This is a genomic window from Halogeometricum rufum (genome assembly GCF_900112175.1).
Taxonomy (GTDB): Archaea; Halobacteriota; Halobacteria; order Halobacteriales; family Haloferacaceae; genus Halogeometricum; species Halogeometricum rufum.
Genome location: NZ_FOYT01000001.1, coordinates 1126792 through 1145495, shown reverse-complemented (window position 1 = coordinate 1145495; position 18704 = coordinate 1126792). Strand labels below are relative to the sequence as shown.

The 18704-nt window shown below is 62.9% G+C and carries 19 protein-coding genes; 18 read left to right on the top strand and 1 reads right to left on the bottom strand.

What is annotated here, in order from left to right; genetic code table 11:
• The 17 genes from BM310_RS05975 to BM310_RS05895 all read left to right on the top strand — a co-directional run bounded on the left by BM310_RS05975 (nt 1) and on the right by BM310_RS05895 (nt 16423).
• A complete protein-coding gene (locus BM310_RS05975) occupies nt 1-183 on the top strand; it encodes a hypothetical protein (RefSeq protein ID WP_089805551.1) in 183 nt (60 codons plus the stop codon).
• Between the two features lie 3 nt (nt 184-186).
• Nucleotides 187-567, top strand: coding sequence for a hypothetical protein (locus BM310_RS05970; protein ID WP_089805549.1), 381 nt, complete (start codon nt 187-189; stop codon nt 565-567).
• Nucleotides 567-1031 carry an HK97-gp10 family putative phage morphogenesis protein gene (locus BM310_RS05965; RefSeq protein WP_089805547.1) on the top strand — a complete coding sequence of 155 codons (465 nt, stop codon included), beginning with the start codon at nt 567-569 and terminating at the stop codon, nt 1029-1031. The genes BM310_RS05970 and BM310_RS05965 overlap by 1 nt, the downstream gene beginning before the upstream one ends.
• 3 nt (nt 1032-1034) lie before the next feature.
• A complete protein-coding gene (locus BM310_RS21270; protein WP_089805545.1) occupies nt 1035-1496 on the top strand; it encodes a hypothetical protein in 462 nt (153 codons plus the stop codon).
• A gap of 105 nt (nt 1497-1601) precedes the next feature.
• Nucleotides 1602-2090, top strand: coding sequence for a hypothetical protein (locus tag BM310_RS05955; RefSeq protein WP_089805543.1), 489 nt, complete (start codon nt 1602-1604; stop codon nt 2088-2090).
• Nucleotides 2091-2114: 24 nt separating this feature from the next.
• Entirely contained in the window at nt 2115-2636 is a 522-nt protein-coding gene (locus tag BM310_RS05950) for a hypothetical protein (protein ID WP_089805541.1), read from the top strand.
• A gap of 413 nt (nt 2637-3049) precedes the next feature.
• A complete protein-coding gene (locus tag BM310_RS05945) occupies nt 3050-6814 on the top strand; it encodes a hypothetical protein (RefSeq protein WP_089805539.1) in 3765 nt (1254 codons plus the stop codon).
• Nucleotides 6815-6820: 6 nt separating this feature from the next.
• A complete protein-coding gene (locus BM310_RS05940; protein ID WP_089805537.1) occupies nt 6821-7318 on the top strand; it encodes a hypothetical protein in 498 nt (165 codons plus the stop codon).
• A gap of 106 nt (nt 7319-7424) precedes the next feature.
• Nucleotides 7425-8783, top strand: a complete 1359-nt coding sequence (locus BM310_RS05935) for a hypothetical protein (protein ID WP_089805535.1) — start codon at nt 7425-7427, stop codon at nt 8781-8783.
• Nucleotides 8784-8922: 139 nt separating this feature from the next.
• Entirely contained in the window at nt 8923-9990 is a 1068-nt protein-coding gene (locus BM310_RS05930) for a hypothetical protein (RefSeq protein WP_143105114.1), read from the top strand.
• A gap of 1 nt (nt 9991) precedes the next feature.
• Nucleotides 9992-11776: a hypothetical protein gene (locus tag BM310_RS05925; RefSeq protein ID WP_089805531.1), complete on the top strand. Its 1785-nt coding sequence runs from the start codon at nt 9992-9994 to the stop codon at nt 11774-11776.
• A 19-nt stretch (nt 11777-11795) separates the two neighbouring features.
• On the top strand, nt 11796-12479 hold the full coding sequence (locus tag BM310_RS05920; RefSeq protein ID WP_089805529.1) for a hypothetical protein: 684 nt from the start codon (nt 11796-11798) through the stop codon (nt 12477-12479).
• A gap of 140 nt (nt 12480-12619) precedes the next feature.
• The gene (locus tag BM310_RS05915) at nt 12620-12880 is read left to right on the top strand and encodes a hypothetical protein (RefSeq protein WP_089805527.1); all 261 of its coding nucleotides are present in this window, start codon (nt 12620-12622) and stop codon (nt 12878-12880) included.
• The gene (locus BM310_RS21920) at nt 12861-13304 is read left to right on the top strand and encodes a helix-turn-helix domain-containing protein (RefSeq protein WP_089805525.1); all 444 of its coding nucleotides are present in this window, start codon (nt 12861-12863) and stop codon (nt 13302-13304) included. The genes BM310_RS05915 and BM310_RS21920 overlap by 20 nt, the downstream gene beginning before the upstream one ends.
• A 184-nt stretch (nt 13305-13488) precedes the next feature.
• Nucleotides 13489-13986, top strand: coding sequence for a hypothetical protein (locus tag BM310_RS05905; protein ID WP_089805523.1), 498 nt, complete (start codon nt 13489-13491; stop codon nt 13984-13986).
• Between the two features lie 125 nt (nt 13987-14111).
• Nucleotides 14112-14423: a MarR family winged helix-turn-helix transcriptional regulator gene (locus BM310_RS21915; RefSeq protein WP_394328053.1), complete on the top strand. Its 312-nt coding sequence runs from the start codon at nt 14112-14114 to the stop codon at nt 14421-14423.
• Nucleotides 14420-16423: a hypothetical protein gene (locus BM310_RS05895; RefSeq protein WP_089805519.1), complete on the top strand. Its 2004-nt coding sequence runs from the start codon at nt 14420-14422 to the stop codon at nt 16421-16423. The genes BM310_RS21915 and BM310_RS05895 overlap by 4 nt, the downstream gene beginning before the upstream one ends.
• A 403-nt stretch (nt 16424-16826) precedes the next feature.
• On the opposite strand, the gene BM310_RS05890 is transcribed toward BM310_RS05895, so the two are convergent.
• Nucleotides 16827-17084 carry a hypothetical protein gene (locus BM310_RS05890; RefSeq protein WP_089805517.1) on the bottom strand — a complete coding sequence of 86 codons (258 nt, stop codon included), beginning with the start codon at nt 17082-17084 and terminating at the stop codon, nt 16827-16829.
• Nucleotides 17085-18016: 932 nt separating this feature from the next.
• Here BM310_RS05890 and BM310_RS20865 point away from each other — a divergent pair.
• On the top strand, nt 18017-18649 hold the full coding sequence (locus BM310_RS20865; protein ID WP_143105113.1) for a hypothetical protein: 633 nt from the start codon (nt 18017-18019) through the stop codon (nt 18647-18649).
• Nucleotides 18650-18704: the final 55 nt, after the last annotated feature.

Below are 18704 nucleotides of genomic sequence, written 5' to 3'. Positions count from 1 at the left end.
ATGAGTGAGTTCCTCGTCGGCGCGTTCCTCGCCCTCGCCGCGTGGCAACTCCTCAACATGGCCGCTTCGGCCGCTCTTCGAGGGCACGTGATAACGTACTCGTGGCGGCATGTCGCCACCTACGGCGGCTTCGCGCTCCTGTTCACGTTCCTCGCCGTCGTCGCCTACGTCGGGGTCATCTAACCCATGTCCCACCGCCAGCGCGACGCCCACCGACTGGTCGCCGAGCGACAGGTCGAGACGGGGGGGACCGACGACCTCAACCAGCCCACCGAAGAGTGGGTCGAGCAACTCCGGCTCGACGTGATGGCGGCCTCGCCCGCCGAAGCGGGCAACCTCGGCCGGACGGCCGCCGGCGAAGTCGTCGACGCCGCGCTCACCATCTGGTCGCCACGCGATAGGGCAGGCCAAATGGAAGTGGGCGACCGCGTCCGCGTCTGGCCGCGCTACCGCGACGAGTCGGCGGCCGACCTCTACAAGGTCGTCAACGAGCGCCATCACTACGCTCGGAAAGCGACGCCCGAGATGTACGTCTTCGACTGCGAGCGCTACTCGGAGGCCGTCTGATGGTCCGCGTCACCGCCGACGTCGAGTGGGAGGGCGATACGCCCGCCGACCTCGCCCGCGACCTGGACCGCTTCGGCGAACTCGTCGTCGAGGAGGTCAACCGGGCGCTGGAGGACCTCGCCTTGATGGTCGAACGCGAGGCCAAGCAGCGTGCCCCGGTCGACACCGGCACGCTTCGGGCGAGTATCGGCCACGTGGTCGAGCAGATCGGTGCGGGGTTCGCTCGGGCCGTCATCGGAACCAACGTCGAGTACGCGCCCGAGGTGGAGTTCGGGACTGGCCCGCACACCATCACGGGCACGCCGCTGCGCTTCACGGCCGACGGTGAGACTGTCTTTGCGACTACGGTCCAGCATCCAGGAACGCCTGCTCAACCGTTTCTCGGCCCCGCGTTGCACGCCGTCGAGGACGACATCAACGACCGCCTGCGCGAGGCGGTCCGCCGCGCCGAACGGAGGGTCTAACTGATGGCACAGGTAGAGGGCCGTCTCGCCTACCTCCTGGAAGCCATCGTCACGACGCTCCAAGCGTACGACCCGCTCGTCGACGGCTATCTCGACGGCAACCCGGCGCGCGTCATCGACCAGCCATCGAAGACGGGCATCCCTGACGCGGAGTTGTTCGTCAACGTCGAACTGGTCGACAAGAACGAGTCGCGGATGGGGCCGGTCGGCAACCGCGTCCGCGCGGGCTTCCAGGTGGCCGTCGTCGCTTCGCAGCCCTACTGGGAGTCGCACGGCCGCCTGCACCTGTACGACGTGGCCGACACGGTCGCCGAGGCACTCGACGGCGGCATCGCGCCCGGCGTCGTCCCGATCGGCGGCGCGAACGGGCCGGGAGAGATACAGGTCGGCGGCGGCGAGGACGACGACATCGTCGGCCACGTGACGCTCCCGCAGCGGTTCCGCTACCAGACACGCGGCGTCTGAGCGACTGCCCCCAGCGCGGCCGCTGTTCTCCCGACCCCGGTCTGAGAGTCGCATCGTTCGCTCACCAGCAGTCAACAGTTCGCTTCACCACCACCCAACACACCAATGACAGCAGACAACGCTAACCTCAAGAACGCCCTCAGTGGCGCGTTCATGGAAATCGCAGTCGTCGACTCCATCGGCGAAGCCGGCGAATCCGAATCCATCGTCGGTTTCACGATGGGCGAGACGACAGTCACGTCCGAAGACACCACCACCGAGTTCCAGTTCCACGAGAGCCGCTGGGTCCAGCGCTTCAACGAGCACGAAGCGCTCGGGCTGGAGTTCGTCACCTCACTGGCGGCCGACATGCCGCAGCTGGAGACGCTCGGCATCGTCGACTCCAATGGGGAGCCGAAAGCCCGCCAGGAACTCGACCTGCGGATTCACGTCTACGCTGACGAACCCGCCAACGCGGGGAGTCCGCAGCAGACGCTCGAGTTCTACCGCTGTGAAGTCAACTTCAACGAGATGACGCTCCCACAGGACGGGAGCGAAGTCACGTTCCAGGTCGACGCGAACGGCGGCTACCACGTTGGCAGCACCTCGCCGTAACCCCACTCCTTCTTTCGATACATCATGACCGACACCAACACCGCGGACGACATCCGCACGGACGGCGGCGCACAGGTCGACGACTCGCTGGCCGTCGAGGACGCCCCGGACTACGACAACCCCGAGACGGCGCAGAAGGCGCGCGAACAGGCGCAAGCCAAGTTCGACGACGCCCGGGCCGAACAGGAGGAAGCCTCCGAACTCAAGCAGCGACTCGAACAGGCGCGGCAGGACCAGCGCGTCGACGTCACCATCTACGGCGAGGATGTCGGGTTCACGCGCCTTGAGGGCGACACCATCGAGTGGCTGGAGGACCTCGCGGAGGACTTCGCCGGCCTCGACGAGGACGGCCTGGACGACGACCAGTACGAGACGTACAAGTCGGCGACGCGCCGCATCACCGAACTCCTCGCCGAGCACTCCGTCGACGATACGCTGGACTACGAGTTCTGGGCGGCCGAGCCGCCCGAGGTACGACAGTCGCTCCTCATGAAGGTCCGCCAAGAGATGGCGGACGGCGTCGAGGCGGCCGCCGAGTTTCGCTGAGTTCGACACGCTCGCCCCGATTTACTGGCAACTTCTCGTCGCACTCGGAAAGACACCCTCCGAATACGGCGACCTGCCGCGCTCGGACCGTCTCTTCTTAGAGCGGATGGCCTACCGGCAGGCCCGTGAGTTCGGCGTCTCGCCGCTCGGGATGCCGCTCGACACCAACGACTGACGCACCGTATCGCGCGCAGAACTGACTCTCCGCCCTCACACCCGTGGCATTCGAGAATCTTTCCGTATCCTTAGACTTAGACGCCAGTCCGTTCAACCGCGCCACCGACAAGGCCGAGAAGGAAGCGTCGGGGTTGGCGAAAGCCTCGACGATCCTCGGAAGTGCGGCCTCGCGGGCGGCGTCGGGGCTGTCGGACCTTGGGAATGAAGCCGCCCAGACCGCGGCCGCCGCGTCGGGGATGGACTCGCGGCTCGGTGCTGCACAGGACGAGGTCACGCAGACGGCCGCCTCTGCGCAACTCGCGGCCGGGCGACTGGACCATCTCGGCGACCAGATGACCGAGGTGGGGGCGAAGTCCTCGGCCGCGGCGGCGGGCGTCGGCGCCTATTCGGGCGCGACGTCGACGGCGTCGGTCGCCTCCGCGACTCTCGGGACGGTCCTGACGGCGTCAGCCATCCCGGCGCTGTTGACGCTGTCGACGATCCTCGCACCACTCGTCGTCACGTTCGGCGGCGTCGCGGCGGCGGCAGGATCGCTGGTCGCCGTGATGGGCGGTCTCGCTGCGACGGGCGTGGCGACGCACTTCAAGGAACTCACCACTGCGTTCAAAGACGCGAAGCAAGAGATTCGGGCGCTCATCCAGCCGCTCGGCGAAGTGTTCGGCCCGCTGTTGGTGCAGGCCGTCAACGCGTTACCCGAGTTGGTGCGGAACATCCTCGCCGTTGTCGGCCCCGTCGACCAGTTCCGCGCCGCGATGGTGCAGATGGGCCAAGCCGCCATGACCATCATCCCGCAGGTGGTCGGCGGCATGGTCGAACTCGCGCGTATCGCGCTTCCGGCGCTGGAATCGCTCATCTCGTATCTCACGGGACCGGCGGCGGACGGCTTCGCTACGCTCCGACAGGTCGTCGCCGACACGTACCCCGAGTTCAAGGCGTTCGCGGCGGCGATTGTCTCGGTCCTCCCGCCGCTGTTGGATATCGGTGTCACGGTCACGAACACAGTGCTCCCCGGCATCACGGCGCTCATCGGCGCGCTCGGGGAGGCGCTGGCGGCGTTCACACGCCTCCCGCCGGCTATCCAGTCAGCGGTCGTCGTCACGTCGACGCTCGCGCCGGCGGTGCTGACAGCCGCCGCGGCAGCGACGTCACTCGGCGCAGCGCTCACCGGCACGGTCGTCCCCGCACTGGTCGCGTTGACGGGGCCGCTCGGCATCGCCACGGCCGCGGTCGTTGCTCTCGGCGCCGCGGTGGCGACCAACTTCGCCGGGATTCGTGATGACATCACGCTCGTCGCGAACGCCCTCGCAACGGAGTTCACGAAGACGTGGCAGACGGCGCGGAACGTCGTCGTCCCGATTCTCAACGACATCACGGCGGCAGTCGGCATCACGCAGACCGACATCATCCGAGCGATTGACCGCATCGCCACCGCGGTCGCGGAGACGCTCGTCGCCGGTATCAAGGCCGCGGGCAAGACAATCCGGGGCGTCCTGACGACCATCGGAACGGCGTGGGAGACCCACGCCGGGACGGTCGTGCCGACGGTTGTCGCCGCGTACACCAACCTGCGAGCGCGCATCACCGAGGCAGTTGCTGGCATCCGCGAGCGCGTCGCGCAGGCCGTCACGCGCATTGAGCAACTGTGGACCACGCACGGACAGACGCTGCAGACGGCGGTCATCGACTACTACAACTCGCTGAAAGCGCAGGTTGAGCAGGCCGTCACTCGCGTTCGCACAATCGTTGAGCAAGCTGTCACGCGGGCGACTGAAATTTGGAACCGCCACGGAACGCAGGTCGAGCAGGCTATCAACAAGGTCACCGACGCCATCACGCCCGTACTGTCGAAGATTCAGGACCTTGGAAAGAAACTCGGCTTCCTCGACGAACAGGGCCGCCCGACTATCAAGACCATCACCAAACTCGGGCTGGTCATCCTTGGCCTGACGAACCCCATCACGACCGCCATCGGGGCGACGCTCCTGCTCAAGCAGGCGTGGGAAAAGAACATCCTCGGCCTGCAGGACATCACGAAGACAGCATTCGCAGGCATCAAAACACAGGTTTCGCAGGCCGTTGCAGCCATCAAAACGCGGCTGAAAGCGGGTATCACACAAGCCCGTGCGGCTGTCGCCGACGGCTTGGCCCAGATCGAAGCGGCGTGGGAGACGCACCGTGCGGCCGTCGTCGCGAAACTCACCGCACTCCAGACTGCCGTCCAGAATGGACTGGCCGCAATCGGCGTCATCGAACAGGACTTCGCGACGTTCTTCGTCGACATCTTCACCGTCACGTTCGACGACATCACCAGTCTGTTCCGGACACGGAGCGGGGAGATGGTGTCCATCCTCCGCAGTGCGGGACAGGTCCTCCAGGCGACGCTCACCGCAGTCACGACCGCGCTGTTCCGCCTCTGGCAGACGCACGGCTCGAAGATTCTCAAGTCGCTCCGCAAGACGTACGCGCTCGTCCTCGATATCGTTCGCGGGAGTCTCTCGGCACTCTTACAGTTCGCGGCGCCGCTCCTGGACCGCTTCGCGGTGTTCTGGGAGCAGCACGGACAGACGATTATCAATATCGTCTCCACGTTCCTCGGCGTCGTCATCTCAGTCGCCCGCGGGGCACTGAACACACTGCGCGGAATCATCGAGGTGGCTGTGGGGGCCATCGCGGCCGTCTGGGACCTGTTCGGTGACGAAATCATCGCCTCGACTCGGTTCTTCATCGACACCGTCCTGTCGCTCATTGGGGGCGTACTCGACACGCTGGACACGCTCATCAAGGCATTCCAAGCAGCGCAAGCGTCCGACTGGCGGACGTTCTTGGAACTCATCGCCGGGTTGGTCCGTCGGATCACGTCCGGCATTCTGAGCTATCTAAAAACGTGGATTGGCGGGTTCATCTCTGCGGTTGCTGGACTCATCGGAGATGTTATCGGCTGGTTCGAGACGTTGTATCAGGAACTCATTGGCGGGTCCATCATCCCGGAGATGCTGACGGCCATCAGCGAGGCCTTCACGCAGTTCATCACCGACGTCACGGAGCAAATCACGCAGTGGGTATCGACTGTTGTCGAGAAGGTCACCGGCCTCAAGGAAGACTTCGTCCGTCTCGTCACGGAACTGAAAGACCGCGCCGTCGAGTTGGTGACCACGCTGAAAGAGACAGTCGTCCAACTCGTCACCGACCTCAAAGACCGCGCGACGGAACTCATCACGACGCTGAAAGAGAACGCCGTCGAGATTCTGACGGGGCTCAAGGAGCGCGCGACCGAGATTTGGACGGCGATCAAGGACATGGTCGTCGAGATACTCGGCAAAATCCTTGAGGAGGTCACGTCGAAATTCGAGGAGGTTGCGTCGACGGTTGAGACGAAGTCCGGCGAGGCGAAAGACGCGCTCAAGACGGCGCTCGACAACATGCTCTCGGACGTCGAGGACGTCCTCGGGAGCATTGTTGGCGAGTTTGAGAGCAAGTTCGAGTCGGTGAAGCGAATCGCCGGTAACATCATTTCGGAGGCGCAAGAGGCCGTTTCTCGCGCCTCCAGTATTCTGTCTGGCAGTCCCGACAGCGGCGACGACGGGAGTGACGACTCGGGCAGCGACTCGTCCAGCGGGTCGTCCAGTAGTGGTAGTTCCCAAGGGGGCGGCAACCGCGGCGGCTCTGGTGGGAGCGTCGCCGGCGCGCCCTCCGAAGGCGCGTCACCAGGCGGTCCGCTCTCGCCGATGGCCTCAGGCGGCATCGTCACTGGCCCCACGTCAGCGCTCATCGGCGAGGATGGCGACGACGAGGCCATCATACCACTCAACTCGCAGGGGACGGGCGTCCTCGCGGACGCGTTGGAGAGCGCCGGCGCGGCTGGTGGCGGCGGCGACACGTACAACGTCGACATCAGCATCGACGCACGAGAGGACGACCCCGAGACACTTGCCCGGCTGATCTACGACGAATTGGAGCAACTCAACCAGCGCAAACAGCGGCGCAGCTTCTCGCGGTCCTAACCCATCATGACACCCACACCGAGTTACAGCGACCGGAGCTACAGCACCGGCCACTACGGCGCACCGGCGACCGGCTACGCGGGCTTCGACGCGCCGTGGCACATCAACGGCATTCGCGTCGACGGCCTCTCAGCCGAGAATCCACTCTCCCCGGTCGTCCCCGGCCGCTCCGTCACGTATCGGTGTGTCTGCGCCGCCCAGCCCTCGAACGGCGACCCTGACGACGACCCACGCGCTCGCTTCGACGACCTCCGCGAGTACCTCGTCCGCTCCCGGGACGTCATCACCTACGACCCGCCGGGACAGGACGTCTTCTACCGCGAGCAGTTCGACGACTCCTTTTCGCAACTCGTCCGGATCGAACCCCTCGCGAAATCGTCGGACGGCACCTACACGGACGGCAACCCGCCGCCGACACGCGAGGGGTCGATGTACGACGGCCGCTGGGCGGTGGTGACGGGCGGCCAGTCCAACCAGTCGCTCGCCAGCCCCCGTACGATGTGACGCTCCAGACGACGACCATCGCCTCGACGGAGCGCTACCCCACGCGGGACGGCGTCGTCGCGGCGGCCGAGCGCAACGACTTTTCATAATTTAATCATAACCGCAAATGACACTTCAAGTCAGAAACTTCGACGGCGCCGTCGGGCTCGACACCGTCCAACTCCTCCAACGTGCGGTGGGGACGGGCGTCACATCGGGCTGTGCGGCGTCGCTCACCAGCAGTAGCACCGACATCACGGTCGACGTCGCCTCGGGCGAGGTGGCCGTCGAGAACACCACCGTCGCCGTCTCCTCAGCAACGGTCACGCTCGCGGATGGCGACGCCCAGTACCCGCGCAAGGACGTCATCGTCGCCGACAGTACGGGCGTGCTGCACGTCGTCGAGGGAACTCCCAGAGAGGCAAAGGCCAACGGCATCCTCGCCGACACGGCGACCGACCGACAGACGTACCAGCCCGAGCCGCCCGACCTCTCTGACCTCTCGGACGTGAGTGGCGCCTCGGCGTGGACCGAGGTCGCACCTATCGCCGAGGTCTGGGTGCCCGCAGGGACGACCGCGTCCTCGGAGATGGACGACAGCACGGTCACGTACGTCTCCGATAGGCGAGTCCGCCCGTGGCCCGACGCCACGCTGACGAGTGCGGACGAGGGTGACGGCAACGGCCTCGACGCCGACACGGTCGACGGCTACGAGGGGAGCGACCTGGCCGCTCTCGCCGAGTCCGAGTCCGTCACGGGTGCGTGGACGTTCGACTCGGATGTCACCATCACGCAGGACACGGCAGTCGACCTCTCTGCGGGCGGGGAACTCACGCTTGCCGCCGCCGATGACGGCGCGAACGGACAGGTGACGCTCGACACGGGGTCGGGCACGAACTACTTCTCGCTCGCTCGGGTGCTCGACGACGGCGGGAAGAACACCATCACGCTCGAAATCAATCGGGCCTTGGGACACGTCTGGGGAGCGTACGATAAGACGGCGAACGACTGGCTGCTTCGTATCTACGACGATGGGACGATGAGTCTCGGTGCCGCCGGGACGACCGGCCAGGAGGCGATGGTCCGCACCGACCAGGACCTCGCCGCCGAGGCCATCGCCGAACCCGACGCTGACTCGTTCTCGATAGAAGCAAACGACGACTACGAGCAACCAGTGTTCGTGCCGGATGGCAAGACGCTCACCGTCTACGCCTGGGGCCTTCGATTAGACGACGGGTCGACTGACTCCGGGATCGTCCTCGAACTCAACGACCCGAGCGGGACAACGCAGGCATCTATCGACGCCTCGGTCGCGCCGAACTACACCGAGAACGAGTCGGGCGTCGCCTCGTATTCAAATTCGACAGGGTCGCCAAAGGTCGCACATCTCCGGCTTGCGAACACGACGGGGACAGACTACACCCCATCTGACGAGGGCGGCAACGGGATCGGAGTCGAACGCACGGTCGCCTACCGGGTAAACTGAGATGCCACTACAAGTCGAAAACGCGTATGCGGCAGTCTCACTGTACCTCAACGCCGTTCTCCAGCCCGGTGCTGGCTACGGTCACGTGGATGGCTGCGGGACGGTCGTCGGCGACTCGACGTCCAGCATCGAGTGTCGGGTGTCGACCGGCGTAGTCCGTCACGATGGCGACCTCGTCGGTGTCTCCACGCAGGACATCGCGCTCCAGCCAGGGGACCCGCAACATCCGCGCAAAGACCTCATCTACGTCGACCGCTTCGGAGATGTCCGCGCCAAGCAGGGACGGGCAGCCGCGGCAGTTCCATCGGACCGATCGGGCTGGCAAACATGGGTCCCCGCCCCGCCGTCGCTGACGGGCGTCGACGGCGTCGCCATCGCAGTCGTGAACGTCCCACCAGGGGCGACCGAATCGGGCGATCTCTCGAACTCCACCGACATTCTCGACCTGCGCGTCCCGGACACGTCTGGGATTCTCAACACGCGGTCGAGTGATCCGCCGCAAGAGGACCTGACGAAGTCGCAGTTCTGGCACAATACGACGACCGACAAGATCCACTGGTACTCCTCGGAGTCAGACGAAATCCGGGCGCTCGACGACAGCCCGGTGACATCGTTCACCGGATCGGCGACGAAAGTCCTCGAGAACTTCGATGACTCGATAAGTGACAACTGGCGCGGTGGCGACTCGTCGTTCGAGTACTCGACGCCGGCGTTCGAGGGCTCGGCAAGCGCGCTCTGGGATGGTCCTGGCTACACCACCGATTGGAGTTTACCCGACGACGGCCTGCCGCAGTACGTTGATATCGGCGACACGGCCAACCTCGCTGTCTACCCGCTCGCAGACACGAAACGTATCGACCTCGCCATCTGTAAAGACGAGGACGACGCGCAGCGAGACATCCGCGCCCGACTCGACTTCGAGGGCGGCCGTGTCGAGACGGTCCGCGTCGACGAGAACCAGACGGAGACGCTCGGGTCCTCCTCTGTTTCCGCTTCAGCGGACACGTGGTACATCCTCGAAATCGACTACGACGGCGGTGGCAAGGGCGTCCATCCGAGCCGGCTGTGGTCGACCAGCGGCAGCTCGAAGGACAGCATCCTCGCCGAGAACGCAGCGCCCACGAAGGACACGACGTATCGCGGCCGGGGCGTCGGCGTCCACGTCGCCGTCGCCGGGCGCATCGACCGCTTGACGAAGACGCGATAAGATGGTGCGTGACGACTCTCCGCTCCAGCGTGGGTTTGCGTACGGTGACCCAGAACACGGTGCGGCGTACGGTGACCCCGAGTACGGGGCCGCCTACTCCGGCCAGCGCCGGCAGATCTACCGGGCGGTCCTGACGACCAAGGACGGCCGCCGGACAGACGTCACCGCGGTCACGAACACCGAGATCAACTACGAACACACCGCCATCTCCGATGCGAGTCTGACGGTCCCGCGCATCGCCGGGCTGGCGGACTTCAAGTTCGGATCGTTCGACGTCTACCGCGGCGACCAGATTCTCTTTTCGGGAACGCTGGAGGAGTGGCCCTCGTACGGGACGGACGCCGAGGCGACCATCGCTGGGCGCGGCCCAGCACGGGAGTTAGCCCGCTCGAATCTCACCATCTCCTTTGCGGACATCGCAGCGTGGCGCGCCATCAAGCAGGTCTGGGATAGCCACACGAGTTTCGACGCGATCGTCACACCACCGTCGACGGAGACGACGCTGACCGAGTTCGAGTCCACTGGGAGCGTTTTGGAAATCCTGCAGACGCTCCACGAGCGGGCGGGGATGCGCTTCACCGTCCAGCACACTACGCCCGGTCGGGTCGTCGAGAGCTACGATCCGACCGAACTCGTCCGGACGGCCGACTGGACCGCCGTCGAACACGACTCCTCGGGCGAGGTGTACGACTACGCGAATCTCGTCCGGGTGTACGGCGGCAAGGCCTCGGACGGGACGCGTGTCTCGGCGACGGCACGCGCCGACTCGGAGATCGACGCTGTGGGCGAGCAACCATGGCGCATCGACGATAAGTCCATCACGACCAACGCCGACGCGCAGGCCCGCGCCGAGTCCGAACTCGAATCGCGACTGGAAAACGACGCCCTCTCGGGTCAGTTGGATGTCGTCGCCGAACCCGTCCTCCCCGGCTATTACCGGACCATCCCTGAGTGGGGCAATCGCACGCTGAGTCACGACCGGACCTCGTTTAGCGAATCGAAAGGCGAGGCTATCGCGACGATTGAGGTGAACGCCCCGCTCGGCCCCATCGACGAACTCGCGCAGATCAAGCGTCAGCTCCACGACCTCCAGCAACCGACGGATGTCGCCTCGGGCTCGGGCGACACATCAGAGCCGACGGGGCCGTTCAGGATCGACTCCTTCGAGTCGGGAGATCTCTCGTCGTACTCAGTCATCAACGGAGGCTTCGAGGTCGTTACGGGCGATTCAGCCAACGCCTTCGACGGCACGGCCTACCTCGAGCAGGGGCCAGATGAGGCACAGTCGTACGTTGCGTCGGCACCGGGCGACGGTTTGGAGTATTACTTCCCGACGGGCGTCGAGGCACGGGTCGTCGTCTGGTCGACTGACCTCGATACGGACAAACGGCGCATTCTGTTCGGCATTCCCGACCCTGCGTCAGTCGCCGACTGCTACGTCGCCGAGCTCTTCAACGCCAGCGGCACGCGCCAGCTCCGCCTTCGCAAACGGTCCGGTGGGTCGGAGTCGCAACTCACGAAGGTCGATATCGGGACGTCGGATCTCGCCGACGAGGTGCACCACGAGTTCCGCATCAAGCGCGACAACGGCAACGCATTCGGAGGGAGTGATGGCGACATCAGTATCGACTTCGTCGAGGATCCCGGAGGTGCCGAGAACACACTCGCGTCGCTCGGCCCGTACAACGACCCCGACTACACCGATCACGAAGGCATCGGCCTCTGGAACAACAACGCGGACGCCGAGACGACCCGGTACGACTTCTTCCGGCGCCCGAACGCCTGAGCGATTCCGAACAAGACCTATGCCAAAATACGTCAGCGGCGGCGCTATCCGCACCAGCGGTGGCGCGATCGCACAGACAGCTGCACAGACCGGGAGTACCGTCACTATCGTCGAGTCGTGGGAGGACCAGGACGCCAGCAACTACTCCGGGTTCGACACCGGCGACCACTCGTTCGTCACCTCGCCCGTTCTCGCCGGCTCGTACGCGCTCGCGATGGAGTCGTTCGATTCCTTTTACGACGCCAACCCGAGTCCAGCGCCGCAGAAGGGTGACGAGTTCTGGGTGTACGCGTACTTCACGAACCAACTGAACCGGTTGCGTGTCTTCTTCGGCCTCGAATCGGGCACAAGCGAAACATACGAGATTTCGTTCGACGCCGACAGCGACGCGTTTCGGTTGAACACGGTCGTCGGCGGGAATCGGAGCGTCCTCGGGACCGTCTCGGCGACCGCAGCGCCCGACACGTGGTACGGCGGGAAAGTGCAGTGGGACGACGGAAATGAGTTCGGCGGTGCGGACAACGACATCACCGTCGAGTTCGTCGAGGATCCGTTCGGCACGAACACGGCGCTCGGGACGGTCGGCCCGGAGAACAACTCCGACCACACGACGGGGACCGGAACCGGGTACAACCCGGCCGGGAGCAACCTCTCCGCGTCGAATCCCATCGTGACCGACCATTTCCACATTACCAACCGATGACACAGTGTCAGGGTACGACCGACGACGGCGATCAGTGCCGACGGCCAGCCGGCTGGGGGCTCGCCGAGGATCACCCGCGGGCCGACTCGTTCTGTAAAGCACACGTCCCCGATCCGGATTCCAAACCTGAGTCAGAAGCCATGAAGCTCGATCTCCCAGAGTACGACAGTACCGACGCAGCAAACGACGAGTGGTTGGTCGTCGTCGACGAGCGCGTACACGTGCGCATCCCCGGCGGAACGTATCGGGCGCTCCCGGCCGGGTACGGCACGCCGGACGGCGACGAGGATGACGGGCTGGATCCAGGTGACGACTCGGATAGTGACGAGTCACCCGACGATGTAGCGCCGACGACCGCGTACGGTGTAGGAGGGTACGGGCGTGGCGAGTACGGAGTGTGACTACGTCATTGCTACAGGCAGGGGGATACCGACAGCCGCCCACATCCCTCATCCGACTGCCGAAGGCGATGCGCTCTGTGAGAATCTCGATCCAGCGACGGGGACGCGTCCGCTTTCGCGAGCGCTCCGACAGCGGTTCGAGATCGACCTCTGCAAGGACTGCCTCCGACACGGTCCGGTTGGCCACGTCGGGACGATCGATCACGCCGTCGTCCGGACCTTGACCGACAAGCAGCGCACCGCACTCCGCGTCGCTGTCGTCGAGGGCTACTTCGAATGGCCGCGAGAGACGACGGCCAGTGAGTTGGCCGAGTCGCTGGGGATCGCCCAACCCACGTTCGCGCGGCATCTCCGCGTCGCCGAGCGGAAACTGTTCTCGGCGCTGTTCGATGTCGATATAGAGTCAATGGGGATGGACGACTGACGTCTCCTTCATTGGTTCGTCACAGAGTTCACACTGAATTTCTCATCGATGATGGAAACTGATAGCTACGCCTCTACTGTTTCCAAAAGAAAACCATATTTTGAACGTAATCCGACCACCATCGCTACCATCAGAAATGTAAGCTATAGAAAGATACTTATAATTTAGATTATATTGTGACGATATGTGTGGATTATTAACAGGTAACCCATACGACATCAGGGACGAAGGCGACCATTGTCGGTTAGAGGACGATCGTGCCTACGGGTTTTCCGAAGGCGAGTACTATGTCGTTTCAGAAGACATCACCTGGGCCGGTTCCAGCCCGAACGGCGACATTTACAGTTACATCTTCAAGGAAGAGGAGGGTCACTACATTGTTTCAGAAGACATCACTTGGGCTGGCGCCGGTCCAAAGGGAGACACCTACGGTTACATCTTCGAAGAAGAGGAGGGTTACTACATCGTTTCAGAAGATATCACTTGGGCTGGCGCCGGTCCAAAGGGAGACACCTACGGTTACATCTTCGAAGAAGATGACCGCTACGTCGTTTCAGAAGATGTAACCTGGGCCGGTTCTAGCCCGAACGGAGAAGAGTTCGGAATCTACAAGAAAGAGATTCCGGTGGTGTTCGGTATCATGCTAATGCCGTTCTTCCAGAACAAACATCTGAACAACTGAGAGCGGGCTTGCGAAGTTCAGTCCGCAAGTTGTACCTGGACCTTATCTGAGACGTTTTCTGAATCGGTTTTGGCGGCAGTCTCTGTTAGTCGTTTCAGGTGACGGTTCGCGGCCGACCGATAATCATGCCTTCCGACCAGACTTGGGACCACGTCGGCTGCCTCATCGCCTCGACGCACCGAGTCGCCGTCTGTCGCGCCCTCGCCGACCGTCCGGGGACACCAGGCGACCTCGGCGACCGGACCGATACGACTACCTCCTCGGCCTCCCGCGCCGTTCGCCAGCTCGCCGACGCCGGACTCGCCGAACTTCTCGTCGACGAGGAGCGACATCGCGGTCGGCTGTACGCCCTGACCGATAGCGGCCGCGCCGCCTATGACCGCGCCGTCGAGAATGACCTCATCGACCCGCTCTGCGACCGTCCGACTAATCCATGACCTCTGTCGAGTACCACCCCGAGCACGCCCAGCGCGAGAAACAGCAGCTTCGCGACCGCCTCTCGTTCGAGCGGACCAGACACGCCGTTCGTGACCTCGGGATGGATCCCGACTGGGGCGCGCCGATCGACGCGGCACTACAGCAGGCGTTCGATGCCGGGACGCTCGTCGAATTCCCCGCCGGGACGTACAAGATCACCTCGCCGTCCGTCCTCAGGAGTCACTGCGGGATCGTCGGCCTCGCGGACGCCCGTGAGGACGTTGTCTTTCGGCCACCCACGGGGACGTCGATGCGGTGGCTGAAGTTCGGGGTGCCCGAATCGGCCCTGCTCCAGAACTTCACTATCGACCGTCGCGACGACTACGAGACGTCGGTCGGGATGGGCGGCCGCATCAAGCGAGACGTCCTCGTCGAGAACGTCGACTACACCGGCTGGACGCCCTCTGGGCCCCAGCTGTTCGCCGCGAACGTGACGGATCCGGCTGGCGTCGCCATCGTCGACGGGCTTTACCGGACTGGCCCCACGGCGTTCCGGCGCTATCCCGACTCGACGCTCGACATCTGGTCGGGGCGCGGGCACCAGGGCCACATGATCCTCCGGAACATCGAGATTCACAACGGCTCGGAGTCGGGCATCTACACCGGGAAGGGCGACGGGAGCTATCTGATCGAGGATTCGTACTTCGAGAACGTCGTCCACACGGCGATTCGCGGTGCCGGGCGCTCGACGACGATTCGCGGCTGCACGGTCGTGATGGATACCGAAGCGTGGGACTCCCGCAACCAGAAAGTCGAGAGTACGTACGACGACGGTGAGCCGATCCAGCTGAACCGCGCGATCTGGGCGCAGACGAACGACAAGCGCTTCGCGGGGCCCGTCATCGAGGACTGCGACGTTCTCATCAGGAACAGCGACAAGGCGATCTCCGGTGTGCACGTCAACTTCGATACGGGCGGGGCGATCCTTCGCGATGTCCGCCTCCAGGTCGACGACGGGCGCGCGGTTCCAGTACTAGCGACGAAGCCGACCGGCGAGGCAGGCGAGCCGCTCGCGATGCAGCTGGACGGCGTCCACGTCTCGGGCGCGGCGTGGGGCCGTGGCGCCGTCACGCTCGAGGGGCGGCCGAACTCTCGAATCGAGGGGTCGCATCTCTCGGGTGGTGGCGACGGGATTCAGCTGTCGGGCTCACCAGGGACGCGCCTCGAGGCGACGACCGTCGCCGTCGACGGTGAGACCGATCGTGAAGGTGACGATGGGGGACCTGCGTTGGAACGGCCGACCGAGCCCGATGTCCTGCCGTCCGAGCGTGAGAGAACGGCGGACAGACCAGAGTCAGGTACCGGTGGAGACGAGAGTGACGGGGAGACCGGTGGGGACGAGAGTGACGGGGAGACCGGTGGGGACGACGGGGAGGCACCGAGCGGTGGATCGGACGACCCGCTCCCGTATCGCCTCGTCGTGAAATCCCTCGGTGGTGGCGTGTGTCGCTACGTCGCCGCCGCTGCGGAGATCCGCGGCACGCCCGCTGCGGAGGGGACTGTCGTGGACGGTCGCGTCGCCGATCGCGTCGGGCCCGAACGCGGCGTCGACGAGTTCGAGTTCCAGGGCCCGCTCCGACTGGACGTCTCGGAGGGAGCTGAGTTGGCGGCGTTTTTCGTCGAGGGCGATGGGGTGGACGGCCGTGTGCGCATCGACCCGAGTACGGGCTGGACGCCGCCCAGTGAGCGAGAGGACGACGAGAGTAGACGGAGTGAGTCAGACACGCGGACGCTTCGCGTAGAGGGGCCGACCGAGGAGTCGTCGGTCGCGTTCCACTTTCGCGTTGAGGGCGACGTCGTCGACGCGCCCGGGAGTGCGACGGCGTATCCCGACGGCTGGATCGTCGCGTACATGCAGACCTGGTGGGACCCCGAGTTCGAGATTCGCGGCGAGATCGCCGAGTCGCGGTGGCCTTCCGGCGCGAGAGTGGTGTTGGGCGACGACGTGTTGCAGGAATAGGGCGGCGTTCTGGAGTTTGTGTACGTATCGCCATCAGTGGCAACACAGTTGATCTGTCTAGTGGGTATTTATATTTGAATCTCGAATAGCTAGTATGGTAAACGCGAAGTTGACGCTCAAAACGCTCGCAGAAATAGATATAGAATGGATTTCTGAACTTTTAATCGGTTCTTCTATTGTGTATCTGATGCTGGCTATTATGCTGGATACAGAGATTTCGCGGCTCGAACAAGCAGGAATCTGGTCTATTGGGATTTTCTATAGTCTCGCCACCCAAATATATTTGCCAAATAAATGGCTGCGGACGGCGTTGAGAAGGCTATGGGCGATATTCAAATGGCTACTTATGTTTGTGTCCACTATATTCGGTGTATTAAACGGTGTATTTTAGCCAGCTCTTCAGCTACTCGCTTTCCAGTTCTTCGACCCGTTCCTGGAGGCGCTGGATCTCTCGCTCCTGGTCGATCACAGCAGCGAGTAACATCTCCGTTTTCGGTTGGATGGGGTTCGCAGCACCGAGTGGCGCGCCGTACCCGTGGATCCGGTCGAACACCGCGTCGAAATACTGCTGGGTTTCGACCGGCATCGCGCGTCTGAAGTTCGTGAGCGAGTCTTCGTACGCCTGTATCTTGTCGCGTACCGTTGGGTTCGTCTTGCCCATGCTGGTCGTGTTGGACGGCGAGAACGAATAGGTCCGCCAAGGAGAGTGAAAGTAGATTCAGTTTCAGTTTAAGCAGGTAGTAGCAAAAGTATTCAGCATCGGCTTTTAGAACCCCGGACTGAAACCGAAGGTCATGGTTCAAAAGGGGCCCATCGGCAGCCGTCTAATCGCTCATCTTATTCTACTCATCACCGTCGGAATAATAGCCGTATTCGTTGTTCAGTTCTTCAGCGTCGCGCTGCAGCAATCGTATATCTCGAAAGGGGAGCCGTTCTACTACCTCACCCGCCAGTTCATGCTTGAACGGGTCGAAAATCTACAGTTGTTCGTCGTTGCTTGTGTTGGGATTTCCAGCTTTATCACGGAATCGCTCCACAAGTTTGAGAAACAGGGACGATAGGCATTTGGCTGAGTGTATCCCATCTAGTTTCACCGATTTGTCCACTTTCACTCCGCACCCATGGCTGAGCGTCTTTAGGTCCCCGTCCGATCCACCGATATGGCGATCGACTAGCAGCTGCCGACTACGGACCGGACCGAACTCTACACCGATCTCTACTCGAAGCTCAGTGAAACCCATCGAGGAACGCACCAGGGCTCGCGACTCGTCGCGCTCGTAGACGAGTGTGAGCGGGCCGTGTTGTTCAATACCGCATCTCGAACGCTGGAATCAACCCCGTTCGACAAGCACGGTGTCTATCTTGAGGAGAGTGAGGTGTTGTGGCGGCAAATCAGCGATCCGGCATCGTGGATTGACGCGCATATTCATGAGTCCGATTGGGTCCATCCCCATTACCGGTGGGCCTGCGACCTCGGTGATGAGGAGACATAGACTACGGCGTGGAGCGGTAACAGCTAATTTGATAACCTACCTGTTCGAATCTAATGATAATTCCATAACACTATAGTCCGCCCACGGAATTCCCTCATGTATGTCCGGGAATGGAGGGGACGAAGCGCAGTTGAAACTTGAAGCTGCCTGCCGGGAGGCGCGTCACACGATGGACCAACAAATAGAAAAGATCCATCGAGAAGACCAGAAGGCAGTAGGAATTTTCCGTCTGAATCTGCTCGTTCTTGGTATTCTCAGTAGTGCCCTTTCCTTGTCGATTCGGACAGACGCGATTGCTACCTCCCATTTCCTGAACGCCCACACCGCTCTTGGTGCTTTGGCGCTACTTGGATCATCAGTTGTAGCTGCGATGGCCTATACATCTTCCTCGTTTGAGATGGGGATTGACCTCTCAAGAGTTGAAGCGGACGGAAACAGCGATAAAACGTACAAAGGTTTCTACGAGAAACTACATGCGGAATACTGTGACTGGGTTACCCATAACCAGAAGGTTCACCAGTTCAACTCCTACGCAATTACGTGGGCAATGGCGATCGCAATTGCTGGTATTGTTTTCTTTGCTGGAGGAATCGTCGTTGGTGCAATTCAAATCCGAGGCGCTGGAATTTCCTATGGAATGCTTGCAGCTGAAGGGTTCCTCGCTGCTGTCTTAGGCGGGATGGTGTACTCTTCAGATGGCATATTCAACACTCTGAAGCCGGATTCTCGGTGAAACCCCGACATTCTCTCATTCTATAAGTTATACATGTCATACAAATCGAAGTATT

What these genes read in the sequence shown, in the direction of transcription:
- BM310_RS21270 (WP_089805545.1), top strand. Translation starts at nt 1,035, where the DNA reads ATGGCACAGGTAGAGGGCCGTCTCGCCTACCTCCTGGAAGCCATCGTC.
- BM310_RS05905 (WP_089805523.1), top strand. Translation starts at nt 13,489, where the DNA reads ATGTGTGGATTATTAACAGGTAACCCATACGACATCAGGGACGAAGGC.
- BM310_RS05940 (WP_089805537.1), top strand. Translation starts at nt 6,821, where the DNA reads ATGACACCCACACCGAGTTACAGCGACCGGAGCTACAGCACCGGCCAC.
- BM310_RS05925 (WP_089805531.1), top strand. Translation starts at nt 9,992, where the DNA reads ATGGTGCGTGACGACTCTCCGCTCCAGCGTGGGTTTGCGTACGGTGAC.
- BM310_RS05915 (WP_089805527.1), top strand. Translation starts at nt 12,620, where the DNA reads ATGAAGCTCGATCTCCCAGAGTACGACAGTACCGACGCAGCAAACGAC.
- BM310_RS05950 (WP_089805541.1), top strand. Translation starts at nt 2,115, where the DNA reads ATGACCGACACCAACACCGCGGACGACATCCGCACGGACGGCGGCGCA.
- BM310_RS21915 (WP_394328053.1), top strand. Translation starts at nt 14,112, where the DNA reads ATGCCTTCCGACCAGACTTGGGACCACGTCGGCTGCCTCATCGCCTCG.
- BM310_RS20865 (WP_143105113.1), top strand. Translation starts at nt 18,017, where the DNA reads ATGTCCGGGAATGGAGGGGACGAAGCGCAGTTGAAACTTGAAGCTGCC.
- BM310_RS05920 (WP_089805529.1), top strand. Translation starts at nt 11,796, where the DNA reads ATGCCAAAATACGTCAGCGGCGGCGCTATCCGCACCAGCGGTGGCGCG.
- BM310_RS05975 (WP_089805551.1), top strand. Translation starts at nt 1, where the DNA reads ATGAGTGAGTTCCTCGTCGGCGCGTTCCTCGCCCTCGCCGCGTGGCAA.
- BM310_RS05895 (WP_089805519.1), top strand. Translation starts at nt 14,420, where the DNA reads ATGACCTCTGTCGAGTACCACCCCGAGCACGCCCAGCGCGAGAAACAG.
- BM310_RS05965 (WP_089805547.1), top strand. Translation starts at nt 567, where the DNA reads ATGGTCCGCGTCACCGCCGACGTCGAGTGGGAGGGCGATACGCCCGCC.
- BM310_RS05935 (WP_089805535.1), top strand. Translation starts at nt 7,425, where the DNA reads ATGACACTTCAAGTCAGAAACTTCGACGGCGCCGTCGGGCTCGACACC.
- BM310_RS05955 (WP_089805543.1), top strand. Translation starts at nt 1,602, where the DNA reads ATGACAGCAGACAACGCTAACCTCAAGAACGCCCTCAGTGGCGCGTTC.
- BM310_RS05890 (WP_089805517.1), bottom strand. Translation starts at nt 17,084, where the DNA reads ATGGGCAAGACGAACCCAACGGTACGCGACAAGATACAGGCGTACGAA.
- BM310_RS05945 (WP_089805539.1), top strand. Translation starts at nt 3,050, where the DNA reads ATGGACTCGCGGCTCGGTGCTGCACAGGACGAGGTCACGCAGACGGCC.
- BM310_RS05970 (WP_089805549.1), top strand. Translation starts at nt 187, where the DNA reads ATGTCCCACCGCCAGCGCGACGCCCACCGACTGGTCGCCGAGCGACAG.